At 40.2% G+C, this 13,362-nt stretch carries 14 protein-coding genes and 1 CRISPR repeat array; of the genes, 5 read left to right on the top strand and 9 right to left on the bottom strand.

All coding sequences use genetic code 11. The features are described 5' to 3' along the window. Positions 1 to 24 precede the first annotated feature (24 nt). The 7 genes from NDN13_RS06435 to NDN13_RS06460 form a co-directional block, all read right to left on the bottom strand. A complete protein-coding gene (locus NDN13_RS06435) occupies positions 25 to 459 on the bottom strand; it encodes a 2-amino-4-hydroxy-6-hydroxymethyldihydropteridine diphosphokinase (RefSeq protein WP_251117629.1) in 435 nt (144 codons plus the stop codon). Further along, positions 416 to 796, bottom strand: a complete 381-nt coding sequence (gene folB, locus NDN13_RS06440; RefSeq protein WP_005187753.1) for a dihydroneopterin aldolase — start codon at positions 794 to 796, stop codon at positions 416 to 418. Before folB ends, NDN13_RS06435 begins: the two co-directional genes overlap by 44 nt. Positions 797 to 822: 26 nt before the next feature. After that, positions 823 to 2,121: an ABC1 kinase family protein gene (locus NDN13_RS06445; RefSeq protein ID WP_004806458.1), complete on the bottom strand. Its 1,299-nt coding sequence runs from the start codon at positions 2,119 to 2,121 to the stop codon at positions 823 to 825. A gap of 56 nt (positions 2,122 to 2,177) precedes the next feature. Further along, complete coding sequence (locus NDN13_RS06450; RefSeq protein WP_502799563.1) at positions 2,178 to 2,906, bottom strand: HesA/MoeB/ThiF family protein; 729 nt, start codon at positions 2,904 to 2,906, stop codon at positions 2,178 to 2,180. Between the two features lie 291 nt (positions 2,907 to 3,197). Next, positions 3,198 to 4,186: direct repeats of the CRISPR family, unit length 28 nt; unit sequence GTTCATGACGGCATACGTCATTTAGAAA. 58 nt (positions 4,187 to 4,244) lie between these two features. Further along, positions 4,245 to 4,688, bottom strand: coding sequence for a hypothetical protein (locus NDN13_RS19880; protein WP_502799555.1), 444 nt, complete (start codon positions 4,686 to 4,688; stop codon positions 4,245 to 4,247). 57 nt (positions 4,689 to 4,745) lie between these two features. Further along, complete coding sequence (locus NDN13_RS06455; protein WP_251118182.1) at positions 4,746 to 5,777, bottom strand: lipase secretion chaperone; 1,032 nt, start codon at positions 5,775 to 5,777, stop codon at positions 4,746 to 4,748. Between the two features lie 83 nt (positions 5,778 to 5,860). Continuing rightward, positions 5,861 to 6,877 carry a lipase family alpha/beta hydrolase gene (locus NDN13_RS06460; protein ID WP_251117630.1) on the bottom strand — a complete coding sequence of 339 codons (1,017 nt, stop codon included), beginning with the start codon at positions 6,875 to 6,877 and terminating at the stop codon, positions 5,861 to 5,863. Positions 6,878 to 7,155: 278 nt separating this feature from the next. On the opposite strand from NDN13_RS06460, the gene NDN13_RS06465 reads away from it, so the two are divergent. Continuing rightward, positions 7,156 to 8,175: a helix-turn-helix domain-containing protein gene (locus NDN13_RS06465; RefSeq protein ID WP_251117631.1), complete on the top strand. Its 1,020-nt coding sequence runs from the start codon at positions 7,156 to 7,158 to the stop codon at positions 8,173 to 8,175. A gap of 56 nt (positions 8,176 to 8,231) precedes the next feature. Further along, entirely contained in the window at positions 8,232 to 8,807 is a 576-nt protein-coding gene (locus tag NDN13_RS06470) for a flavin reductase family protein (protein ID WP_004806443.1), read from the top strand. Between the two features lie 39 nt (positions 8,808 to 8,846). On the opposite strand, the gene NDN13_RS06475 is transcribed toward NDN13_RS06470, so the two are convergent. Together NDN13_RS06475 and NDN13_RS06480 are read right to left on the bottom strand one after the other, a co-directional pair. Continuing rightward, positions 8,847 to 9,419, bottom strand: coding sequence for a hypothetical protein (locus NDN13_RS06475; protein ID WP_251117632.1), 573 nt, complete (start codon positions 9,417 to 9,419; stop codon positions 8,847 to 8,849). A 150-nt stretch (positions 9,420 to 9,569) separates the two neighbouring features. Further along, positions 9,570 to 10,340 (bottom strand): 3-hydroxyacyl-CoA dehydrogenase, encoded by a 771-nt coding sequence (locus NDN13_RS06480; RefSeq protein ID WP_251117633.1) that lies wholly within the window; start codon positions 10,338 to 10,340, stop codon positions 9,570 to 9,572. A gap of 143 nt (positions 10,341 to 10,483) precedes the next feature. Between NDN13_RS06480 and NDN13_RS06485 the strand changes: the two genes are divergently transcribed. From NDN13_RS06485 to NDN13_RS06495, 3 genes are all read left to right on the top strand, one after another. After that, positions 10,484 to 11,542, top strand: a complete 1,059-nt coding sequence (locus NDN13_RS06485; protein WP_242727197.1) for an AraC family transcriptional regulator — start codon at positions 10,484 to 10,486, stop codon at positions 11,540 to 11,542. A gap of 15 nt (positions 11,543 to 11,557) precedes the next feature. Continuing rightward, positions 11,558 to 12,190 carry an FMN-binding negative transcriptional regulator gene (locus tag NDN13_RS06490; protein WP_251117634.1) on the top strand — a complete coding sequence of 211 codons (633 nt, stop codon included), beginning with the start codon at positions 11,558 to 11,560 and terminating at the stop codon, positions 12,188 to 12,190. A 194-nt stretch (positions 12,191 to 12,384) separates the two neighbouring features. Then, positions 12,385 to 13,359 (top strand): aliphatic sulfonate ABC transporter substrate-binding protein, encoded by a 975-nt coding sequence (locus tag NDN13_RS06495; RefSeq protein ID WP_251117635.1) that lies wholly within the window; start codon positions 12,385 to 12,387, stop codon positions 13,357 to 13,359. The last annotated feature ends 3 nt before the right edge of the window (positions 13,360 to 13,362 follow it).

The raw sequence follows: 13,362 nt of genomic DNA on the forward strand, positions 1-13,362 counted from the left end.
TTATAGTGTTACTTTATCAAAGCATTACATTGTAATGACAGGATAATGCATGCTTTGAAGATAGGCTAAATCTGCATGCTGCCATAAATCATATAAAGGAATTTTTACATCCAAAGCCAATGGTAACTTTTTTGGATTAAATTGCATATGATCTAAAGTTTCACCCCACGCAATCACATCAATATCCAAACTAATATAATGTGACGGGCGAACTCGACCAGACTCCATTTCTAATTGTTTAAGGATTTCTGTCACTTCATCGACACAAAGCCGACTCTTTAATAGGCAGGCAGAATTCCAATAATCAGCCCCGATCCCGTCTCGACATGGAATTTCATAAATCGGAGAAAATTCCACTGTGCCCAAACTTGCGAGCTGCTCATAGGCAAAAGTGAAATTTTGTTGCTGCTGGACATTACTCGCCAGTGCGAGCGCAAAAATTGTTTCTGTTGCGTTCAAGGCGAATTCCTACTGCATTGGCTTGTGCAATGATGGCGGGTTTGCGAATAGTGATACTGATCGATTCGATCGAAGGAAATGTCGTAAATAGACATTCGAGTACCAATTGTGCAGCGTGCTCAATTAGTTTCGGTTTCGCCTCTTGTATAACTTGGGCTGCAAGCTCACAAAGCTGCGCATAGTTGAGCGTATCTTCTAGCTCATCCGAATGGGCAGCGTGTGATAGATCATTATGAATGGTGAGATCTAGCATTAAAGGTTGAATAATCTGGCGTTCCCAATTGAAACAGCCAACCACAGTATCAACCTTCAACCCTTCAATTATAATGGCATCCATAATGACCTAATGAACCGATAAATAAATTAATGCTTTAAAAACGAAGCAGGTTCAATATTGTGAACCATTTTTAAACGTTGGTCAGCATAAATATCGGTATATGGTGCGAGAACACGCATGAAACGATCAAAATATAGCATTTGCTTGAATAACAAGGCGAAGTCACGCGGAAATTTGATCCCATGACGCTCACCTACAGCCACCATATCCATCATGATGTCATTCAAATCTGCTGGATTGGAACTGAGAATTTCTTGTGGATCTGCCAATAACACACCACTAAATAAACGCTCTAAATCATCAGCCAAGACTTGAGTATCAATTTTCTGATGAGTCATGCCCATTTTCAGCATATTTTCAGCCATTGCGTTGTAATTGGTATGCTGTAAAGCATCCATAAACGCCATACATGCTGTCCACACCTCAGGGTTTAGTTGCCCAACAATACCGAAATCAATAAACCCAATACGACCATCTTCAAGCAGCATCAGATTGCCTGCATGTAAATCCGCATGGAAACTCTTACATAGCATTAAACTGCCAAACCAAGTATTCATGGCCGTAATCAAGACTTGCGTCGGGTCTTTGGCGTATTGTTTCACCACATCAAAGTCAGTCAATGACACACCATATAAACGCTGCATAGTGAGCACACGACGAGTCGAAAACTGGTGATAAACTTTTGGTGCAGTTGCCGCTTGGTTACCTGACACATTCAAGTACTGAATGAAGTCATCTAGGTTCTGAGCCTCTTCAATAAAATCGACTTCACGGACCATACGTGTTTTGATCTCATCTACGATTTCAGAAAGCGATGCAAACTTGATTTTTGGCACAGCTTTTTCTAAAAGCTTTGTCGCCCAATGCACTACATTTAAGTCAGTATATAAAATGGTTTCGACACCCGGTTTCTGAACTTTTAATACCACATCTTCACCCGTGACTAGTCGAGCGGCATGGACTTGTGCAATTGAGGCTGAAGCCAAAGGTTTTTCATCAATAAAACTGAAAATTTCATTGAGATTGCGGCCTTCGAACTCTTCTGCCAATACTTTTTGAATATAGCTAAATGGTAAGGTCGGGGTTTGATCTAAACAGCCTTGAAATTCCTGAACATATTCGCGGGGGAATAAAGACGGCGTACTGGCAATAAATTGCCCCAGTTTGATATAAGTCGAACCAAGCGACTCAAAGGTCTCACGCATAAGTTTGGCGTTGCTTGGTTTTTCAGTTGCATATTTCACACCTGCTTGTGCTGCAACCACCACTGTTTCACCAATACGTGCAACAGATCGTAATCCATCGAATAAAATATTTCTTTTCATAATCTTTCTTGCCTCACAGATGGCATTAGTTTAGCAAATTTTGCTCAATTTACCGATCAAGTTGCCTGACAAACTGGACAATTTACATCTTTTTCAAATTTAAGAATGCGTTGCGATAGATTTAAGCCATTCCAAAGCAATAATTTTTGCTTCAATGGCGTCAGACCAAGCCCTAAAAACAACAAAGTGTGATGTGCTTGTAATGACGCTATCATTATAGGTGTGGTTGCCAATACGCCAGACTCTGCACAGCGTAGACCTTCATTGGCATGCTCTTCTTTTGGAAAGAGGCATTCATAACAGGCTGAATCAGCATCCACCATAAACATCTGCCCCTCAAAACCAATCGCTGACGCACTGATGAGTGGGACTTGATGCTTTTTACATACTGTATTGACCAGATAACGGGTGGTAAAATTATCGCAACCATCTAAGACTACATCTTGATGCTGTACGAGTTCATCAGCATTCGTTTCATCGAATCGTATATTTTGATAGCTGACCTGTATATGCGGATTAATGTCTTGTAGATGTTTAGCCAATATTTCGGCTTTGTACCGACCTAAATCATTTGCTGTAAATGCGATTTGTCTTTGTAGATTACTTATTTCAATGGTATCGGCATCGACAATGGTAATCTTGCCCACACCTGCGCGTGCCAATAGCTCGGCACTGGTGCAACCTATCCCACCTGCTCCGATAATCAGCACATTCGCGAGTTTGAGTTTTTCTTGTGCTTCGATATCCCAACCATCTAATAAAATCTGACGACTATAGAGATGCATTTCCTCATTGCTTAGCTCAAATTCGTTTTCTAAATGATCTGACACGTGGCTTGCTTCTTTATCATCAAGGGTAATGCTGATTTTAAGTCGATGTCGGATTTGAGGAAAGTAATAAATTGGAACGAACATTGTTTTCTTTTGACAAAAAGCTATTTTTACCCCAATATTTTCCTTACTCTTTAACAGCTTAATAAAATCAATAAGTTACTATATCAGTTAAAAACTTTGGGTATTTCTGCCTTTTTGTATATAACTTGATGTTTTAGCTTATATTATTTTCATTATTTTATAGTTCATGACGGCATACGTCATTTAGAAACATGAAATTAAACAAGCCAATCTTGCCAAACAGTTCATGACGGCATACGTCATTTAGAAAAAAGAATATTTTTGTGAAGAACACAATTCTCAGTTCATGACGGCATACGTCATTTAGAAATCACAAAAGTGAGGTTTATTGTTATGGGCTGGGTTCATGACGGCATACGTCATTTAGAAAAACCGATACCATCGGCTAAAACCAAAGACTTTGTTCATGACGGCATACGTCATTTAGAAATTATTGCATGGATCCATGCGCACCAAATCACAGTTCATGACGGCATACGTCATTTAGAAATTTGAAGCCTGATATTGCACATCACCACCACCGTTCATGACGGCATACGTCATTTAGAAATTGATATCCACGACCATTGAAAGTCGATCAATGTTCATGACGGCATACGTCATTTAGAAACATTGCTCCATCAATACGGGCAAATGGGAAATGTTCATGACGGCATACGTCATTTAGAAATTTTCCTGTTCCGCTTTCTTCGCCTGCTCTTGGTTCATGACGGCATACGTCATTTAGAAAAACAACTCCAATACTTTCAACTGCTAAAAAGAGTTCATGACGGCATACGTCATTTAGAAATCCGCATTGAGTGGTCAGCAAGACTTGCTTGGGTTCATGACGGCATACGTCATTTAGAAATTTACGTGGTGTATTTGATTGTGCAATGGGGAGTTCATGACGGCATACGTCATTTAGAAAGGAACATCACGACATAACAAATAACCCTCGGGGTTCATGACGGCATACGTCATTTAGAAATCATTAATTTCATCGTCAGTGATGTGAGAGAAAGTTCATGACGGCATACGTCATTTAGAAAAGAAACCAGAACCACTGATACCTTTGTTGTAAGTTCATGACGGCATACGTCATTTAGAAAGTTGTGATAAATCCTCTCCTGTAATCTGCTGCGTTCATGACGGCATACGTCATTTAGAAATGAGGAAAGTGTATGGCTACCAACAGCTTAGAGTTCATGACGGCATACGTCACATGAATTAATGTTCTAATTGAAAATAAGATTTAAACTGAAAACCACTATGTATCAAAGCATTTAAAGAAATAGGAAATCTAACTCTGGCAGTTTGTAATACTTGAAGAACCCATGTTTTTTCCGCTAAAAATTCAAATAAGATTTTATCATCACATATCCTAGGGCCAGTAAAGATATCTGTCTGATAAGCCAACCCTATCCATAATGACTCCAACAATATATTTCTATCTAGATCGACTAACGCCAAAGTTAAAGTTTCCTCAAAGATACAATCATGGGTAAGGAAAAGAAGATAGCAGTGAGAATATACACAGACCACACCTTCTAACACTTTACCCTCAACCATAACCCCTGTCTTTTTTCCCCTAACCATGACTTCAGAATGAGGCAAACTCTTATCTGTCATATCTTGGATCAATTCTAAACCGATATAATCAGCCACATGCATATTCAACTTTGCCTAATAAAATGATTACCGATTATATTTCCATCTATTACTTTGACTCTACTTCCGATCATGCATCATTTCATATGACTGCGCTCTTAATAAATCTTCTTTCGTTCCAAAGGATTGATTACGTAACTGATTAATCGACTGTTGTTTACTGGCATCACTTGCATCACTTTTTAAAATTTGGTCACGTTCAGCCAAATATCCATTCACCTGCGTTTGCCATCCTGCTTCTTCTTGATCAACCTTTTCCAAACGATCTGCCGCTTCAGGCCCTAATAAGCTTTCACGCATATTGCGCAGCTCTTGTGCAGAACCACCCTTTTCCCGCACCTCTTGAGTCAGCTGCTGCAATTCGGCAAATTGCATCGAAACCCGAACGCCATCAGCCAAAGTTGTTGGAAGTTGATCAATCAATTTCGCCAACTCAGCCGCCTTTTGCTGAGCGCTCAGGGTTTTATTGGCATGGATACGCATTTGATCAATATTAAACTGGTTCAAATTACGTTCATTGCCAAATAAGGCATTGATCTCAGCCGCATTAAAAAATTGCTGTTGTACTTTGTACATCTGCTCAATTACTTTTTGATAACCATCAATATCACCCGTTTTAAAATTGCCCGTCGGTTTTATATTTTTTAAGGCGTGGGTATAGGCGACATATTGATCCAGCAGATAACTGGCATAACTTGAAGCCGTGTCAGGTAAAGTCGCACTGAGATACTGTCGAATATCTGCAATCAGTTCCGTTTCAGTTTTTTCACCTAAACTAGAAAAGAAATAATCAAAACAACTACGAATTCCAACGGTTAAAATCAATTTACTATTGGCATCAACCTGAATCGGACAGTCAATTTCAGTGCCTCGCAATGAAGATGCCAATTCAGGCATTTTGCCTTTTTGATTATTTTGCGAACCTGCCTCTAAGCCATTTTCGGAGACCTGTGATTGAGCCTGCAGATTTGGCGCTTGCTGGCTATTTTGAGCATCGGGTTTAAATATCCAATAGATTAAAGCCAACAAGAGCAATAAACATGCGATTAAAACTATACTAATGGTTTTATTATTCAAAAATTTACCGTTCATCATCCCTTGCTCTATTTATCATTCTTTCTTTGTTTGAACCGTTAAAACCAAAGGAGCAACGGATTGCTCCTTTGGTAAATGAATTATAAACCTTGATTTTTTAAGCGATTTGCTTGAGTACGATAAGGTGTTACTGGGTTCTGTAAGAATCCAACCAAACCGAGAATCTGATTCACTTCATCCAAATGGTTAAATGCATAATTGTCACGAATCACGGTGCCCAAATGACTCGAACAACGTGGCACCAAGCCATCATTTTCACCAGAAATCAGTAAAGAAGTTGCTGTTAATGCATAATCCATTGGATCTAAAGCATTGGTAAATGGACTGGTTCCACTCCATGAATAATAACGTACACCATTGACCAGTTCTGTTCCTGAACCACAAGCTGTGGTTGGTACACCTGCTGGAAAACGTTGGTTAAAGTTTGCTGAACCGCTAGTGGTTAATGAATTTAAGCCCGCCAGTGCATCTTGATCATAATAATGTCCTGAACCAATCCCCACCAACGAGAAGAAGGCATTTACGCCTGCAGCAATAATCGGTGCAAGTGCTGGTCCCACAGGAGACTTAACCACTGAGTCAACCACATCTGCAACATCTGAACCTTTGGTAGGACCACCCACTGCTGTGACTGAAGCAACTTTGTTAGGCAACAAACTGGCGACATAACGAACCGATTGAGAGCCATGACTATGACCAATTAAGTTAATTTTCTCCGCACCTGTAATTGCTAATACTTGCTTCGCCTGTAGCAACAATTGCTCGCCGCGTACTTCCGATGAATTAAAAGAAGCTTGCTGTGCAACGAATACATTCGCACCATTACCCACCAAGTCCTCGGTAATGCCATTCCAATATTGCAAAGGACCAACAGCAGAGAAGCCTGCCATCCCGTGCGCAAGTAGAATCGGATACTTGGTTTTTGCATAGCTTGATGTAACACTGGTGCTACCGCCGACTGAACAAGAGTTCACATTACAGTTTTGCCATGATGCCTTTGGTGCAAAAAAATCGAACAAACCTGCATGTACCACAGATCCGCTGCTCACCACCATGCCTGCCATCAGCGCCATGACATTTAAATATTTTTTCTTCACGTTTTGCTCCTAGCATTTTTCATTTTTATTACAACGATTTAGTCTTTTTCTTCGTATCTGGAATCATTCCGAGCATACAAACGACTGGCAAAAATTATACTCCTTCGAAATATTGTGTGATTTTTAGACTAAAACAAACTGTGCCAAAATCATAACAATTCGTGCCAAAATTATGCTGGATTGAAAAAATTCCGATGAATGCACATTTTCAAATCCATCACTCTGCTTTAATTTCGGAATGAATTGGATCCGCTTTAACATGGAATTTACTTCGCACTATGAGTATTCCCCGTCTTCATAATCAGCATTTTATTAGCAGCTCTTATGCACACCTACTGAGTGAGGTGGTATCACGATGGAATATTTCAGCTGAAACCTTATTCTGGGGCACTGGTGTTGAAATCGACAAACTATTTGATCTCAATGATAAGATCAGCCTGAATGCCTTTAAAAAAGTGATTGCCCGAACCATTGAACTGACACAGGAACAAGGCATCGGTTTTTATGCAGGTACGCAGTTAAAAATCAGTTCGCATGGCTTACTCGGTTTTACCGTTGCCATTTCAAAAAATGCCTTAGAGGCTATTGAAACCATTAACCAATTTGTCAGCTTGCAATGTTCATTTGTCGAATTAAATTTTAAAGTTGAGAATGAACTCGCCTATTACAACATTGCCTATGATCGTGCCTTACTGAATTTTAATGATGAATCGGATACACAAGCCTACGAATTTAGCTGTATTTTCTTTCTGACTGGTTTTGTGCATTTAGTCCGTTTCTTCATTCCAGATTTCAAGCCAAGTGTTGATCTACAATGTAAATACCCTGATTATTTTTCTCGCTTTGATGAGATCTTAGCATCGACTTTCGCAGAAATACGTTATGAACAGCTTCATACCCGCTTAATTGCTGCTGCAACTTTTCTAGATGCCCCACTCAGTATGGCCGATCCGCTTACCGCAGAAAAATTTAAATTACTGTGCCAAAAAGAGCTGGATGAACTACTTGCAACCCAAGATATTTTACAACGGGTCAAATATCTAATTGATGATAAAACAGAAGGCTTACTAAGTATTGATCAAGTTGCTCAAAAGCTAAACCTGACCAAAAGAACTTTACAACGGATGTTGCAAGAAAAAATGATCAGCTTTCAAATGCTGTACGATGAAGTCCGAAAGGAAAAAGCCAAGAAGCTGATGCTGAATCCATTTATGACCAAAGATGAGCTTGCTAAAAAGCTGGGGTATTCCTCTCTTTCAAGTTTTAATCGTGCCTATAAACGTTGGGAAATTGAATAAAATTTTAGGGAAGTTTATGTAACAATGGAGCGATGTCTCAACCTTGTGGATGTTATATGAGTCAGTCAGAAATTACCGCTGTTGAACTTTCTAAAGCTTATCGCCTGCTCAATCATGGCCCGACAGTTTTGGTTTCTGCTCAGTATGGGCAAGAACGTAATGTCATGGCCGCAGCTTGGGCCTGTGCTTTAGAGTTAACACCTGCAAAGGTCACTGTGGTCTTGGATAAAAGTACCAAGACCCGCCAATTGGTTGAGCAAAGTGGTTATTTTGCCTTACAAGTACCCTGCTATGCGCAAATTGATATGGTGCATCAACTCGGAAGCATTAGCCAGTTTGATCATCCAAGCAAGTTAGAAGAATGTAAAACTGAATTGTTTTACCAAGATGATTTTCCTGTCCCACTAGTGGCAGGTAGTCTGGCTTGGCTGGTCTGTAAAGTGATTCCAGAACCACACAATCAACAAGCGCATGATTTATTTATCGGCTCGGTGGTGGGTGCTTGGGCTGATTCACGGGTATTCCGCGATGGACATTGGCACTTTCAAGAGGCCAGTAAAGCGTTGCGTAGTCTGCATTACATTGCAGGCGGTACATTTTATTTGATTGGTGATGAAGTTAAGGCCAAATAATCTTTCATATAAGGCAAGGCAAAACCAGCTTTACCTCTTTTATTGATCATTGATTTTCATTAACTCACGATATAAAAGATCCAAGAACTGCTGCTGTTCTTGGTCATTTTTAAAGTAACGTTGATAGTTGGTACTACAGCTTTCAACATCCGCAATATTGGCTTTATTAAATGACCAATCCTTTCGATCTTTGATACTGATGCCTAGATCATCATCACAACTCTGCCATAACTGAGAAAATCTGGTTCGCTTAGCTGCATCTAGTTTTTTAAAATTTGCATGGACAGAATAACCACGCATAGCTGAATTAAAAAACTGTGAAATCATGGTGACTGGTACACCACCCCAATCAATGCTTTGACCAATAGGCAATCGAATATCGGTCAGTTTACTTTCTGACATCATCTGGTCTTGTTTGCCTTTTTTGAAGTACTGTTCCTTATAGACCAAGGTCGTTCCTGCTGGAACATGAATTTTTTTAACCAACATCGGTTGCTGTGTCACATAGTAGGGATAATTCGGTCTTGAATTGCCACCCGTCGGGTTCATATTGCCCACACAACCTGCTAAAGACACAGTCATTGCTGCAGATAAAAAGATCAGTGCTTTCATCGTTGTTATTATCATCCAGATCAATATTCTGATTCGACCTTAAAACGAAATCGATTCGGACACAATATCAAATACCAAAGTAAAAACCGTTGTGACATCCACAACGGCTTTAAACAAAATCAGAGTTTAATCTCCGAATTAAAATAAAATTTACTTGGCAGCCATACGGATTGCACCATCCAAACGGATCACTTCACCATTCAAATAGGAGTTTTCAGCAATATGCGCCACTAAACGCGCGAACTCTTCTGGGCGACCTAAACGTGATGGATAAGGCACCATTTGTCCTAAGGCATCTTGTACATTTTGAGGTAAGCCTTTCAACATTGGGGTTTCCATAATCCCTGGAGCAATGGTCATGACACGAATACCATGCCGTGCTAACTCTCGTGCAATCGGTAAAGTCATCGCCACCACAGCACCTTTTGATGCTGAATAAGCCGCTTGTCCAATCTGACCATCAAAGGCAGCCACTGACGCTGTATTCACAATCACGCCTCGATCTTCATCGCCTTCAGCAACAGTATTTTTGCTCATGGCCTCCGCTGCGAAACGCAACATATTGAATGTCCCTGTGACATTGATATGCAAGGTTTTTGAGAACATGGCCAAATCATGTACGCCTTCTTTACCGACGACTTTTGCAGATGGACCAATGCCTGCACAGTTAATCAGGCCATATACGCTGCCATGTTTCGCCAATACAGCTTTAAAGAACTGTTCTGCTGCCGCTTCATCGGTCACATCTAGTTTTACAAATTCTGCTGCTGCGCCCAAGGTCTGTGCTTGTTGTTCGCCAGCTTCGATATTCATATCGACGAGTGTCACAGAAGCACCTTTTTCAACTAAATATTCTGCTGTTGCTGCACCTAGGCCTGAACCGCCACCTGTAATAACAAAATGTTTTCCCTGAATTTTCATTTACGTTTCCTATCAAATTAAAGATATAAATTTTTATAACTAAGCCTAAAGGCAAGTTTTTTCCGATACAATTTCAAAAAGTAGCAAATTTGCTGCGGCTTTTGAGCATTCGATTTCATTCTTCTCCTGTATTTTATTGATATATGAACAAAAACCTCAACCTCGATCTTAATTCGGCTAAGGACACCATTTCAAATGCTTTAATTCGTGAAGCATTAAGTGTTGCTGCAAGTCGTGGTTTAAATATTGTCAATATCGCCAATCGAGCAGGTATTTCAGCTGAACTATTGACCTCCTCCAAGGCACGAGTTCCCGTGGCACAATGTGCGCAGTTATGGGTCGAAGTTGCTGAAAGTATGAATGATGAGTTTCTTGGTATGGATACTCATCCCATGCGCCGAGGCAGTTATAGTCTATTAGCGAAATTAGCGTTTACTGCCGAAACCCTTGAGCAAGCCATTCAAGAAATTTTAAAATTTTTAAGTTTGGTACTGGATGATATTCGGGGTGAACTGATTCAAAAAGGCAGTAAAGCCTATTTGATCTTGCATGATCGTGAGCACCCGAAACGGATGTTTACCTATTCAACCTATTTAATGTTGGTACACAGTTTGATGTGTTGGTTGAGTGATCAACGCATCGGATTCCACAAAATGAGTTTCAGATGCCACCCACCTGTGGAAATACAAGATTATCGGGTACGGTTTTGCGAGAACATTCAATTTAATGCCGAGCAAAATCAAATCGAGTTTGACGCGCATTATCTCAAGCATAAAATCAAAAAAGATAAACAAGCGCTCAAAGATTTTCTTAAACACACACCTTATAACTTGATTGTACGCTTTAAAAATGAGAACTCATTAAGCTTACAGATCCGCCGTCAACTACTGCTACAGCCACCATCACAATGGGATGAACTAAAAGAAATTGCACAGCAACTGAATATGTCAACCGCCACCATTCAACGTCGTTTAAAGCAAGAAGGCGTCAGTTATCAGCAGCTTAAAAATGATATCCGCTGTGATATTGCCATTGAACGGCTGAGTAAAAGCAATGATTCAATCCAGAGCATCAGCGATGATTTGCATTTCCATGACCCCAGTGCATTCCATCGTGCCTTTAAAAAATGGACGGGGGTCAGTCCCGGCAGCTATAGAAAGTCTTCACCCAATAAAAAGAAACGTTTGGGCCATTTAGAATAATCGAAGGAATAAGCAATGTATTTACCTGAAATATTTGAAGAAATAGATCTTGAAAAATTATATCAACTGATTCAGGACTACCCTTTTGCTACTCTGATAAGTCATAGTGCTGAAGGCTTAGAAGCCAATCATTTGCCCTTTCATTTATTGCGTGATGAGCACAGCCAAACAGCGACACTGATTGCGCATATAGCCAAGAATAATCCGCTTCACACTCAAATTGAAAATGGTGCAGCGGTTTTAATTATTTTTCAGGGTGAACATGGTTATATCTCGCCGAATTGGTATCCAAGTAAGCAACAACACCATCGACATGTACCCACATGGAATTATCAAGTGATTCATGTCAAAGGAAGCATCAATTTCTTATATGATGAAAAAGCGCTACGTGGCATCTTGGCTAGACTGACGCGTACCCATGAAGCCAAACAAGCAACGCCTTGGAAAATGTCGGATGCACCCAGCGAATATATTGCTCAGGAACTGCAAGGCATTGTCGGGATCGAAATTCCGATTTCACACATTACAGGAAAGTTTAAACTCAGCCAAAATCGGGAAAAACCAGATGCCTTAGGCGTAGTGGATGGACTGCAACAACAAGGTGAAAGCCGTTTAGCCAATGCAGTACAGCAATATATCCAAGATTAAGCTGAGGATATCACTATCTTTTCAATAGCAGCCCAACGTAATAATCAACATTGTTCGTGAATAAAAACAGTGTTTTGAGACCAATTTGATTTTTATCTATTATCATGATTTCTAAATCAAAATAACTCAGTTGGGATGCGCTGTGATCCATGTAAAGATCGCTGATATTTCATTATACGGTGCTGATTTAGCTCATGTCTTTCCTTTCTAAATTACCTCTCTCTCAGACTTTATTCGCTTTAGGCTTCTCTACTTTATTTATATCCTCCAGTTTTGCTGCCATTCCCACCACACTTAAACTTGACTATGCCTACTATGCGCCAACCAGCTTAGTAGTAAAAGATCAAAAATTGTTAGAAAAAGCCCTTCCCAATACCGAAATTAAATGGGTATTTAGCCAAGGTAGTAACCGTTCTCTAGAGTATCTAAATAGCAATAGTATTGATTTCGCTTCAACCGCGGGTTTGGCTGCAGTACTCAGTCGCGCCAACGGCAGCCCAATCAAGACGGTCTATATTCAAAGCCAACCTGAATGGACAGCATTGGTTGTTCCTGCAAATTCTCCAATCAAAAACCTCAAAGACCTCAAAGGCAAAAAAATTGCTGCGACCAAGGGCACAGATCCTTTCCTGTTTACGCTACAAGCATTGGATATAGTCGGACTGAATAAACGTGATGTTCAATTGGTTCATTTACAACACCCAGACGGCAAAACAGCATTAGAACGCGGTCAAGTGGATGCATGGGCGGGACTTGATCCCTTAATGGCGTCTGCACAAATCCAATCTGGGGCTAAATTGCTGTATCGTAATGTTGCGTTTAATAGTTATAGCGTCTTGAGCGTCAAAGAAGAGTTTAGTAAACAAAGTCCAGAAGCGGTAGAAGCTGTGATTAAAGCTTATGAACAAGCACGCAAATGGGCCAAAGCCAATCCAGATAAAGTTGCAGCGTTGTTAGCAAGTGAAGCGAAACTGCCTTTACCTGTTGCAAAATTGCAGTTGAGCCGTACCAACTTTGAACAAAACATTCCATCTGCTACACAAGCTCAAGCCCTGAAACGATCAGGAAAAATCCTGACGGAAGAAGACTTAGTTAGAAAAGGAACTGATGTCAATCAAGTGGTTGATCAGCTACTTGACCCACGTTTTGCTCAAAAAGTTGTGAAATAACCC

Origin of the sequence: Acinetobacter sp. C32I, assembly GCF_023702715.1 — a bacterium.
GTDB lineage: Bacteria > Pseudomonadota > Gammaproteobacteria > Pseudomonadales > Moraxellaceae > Acinetobacter.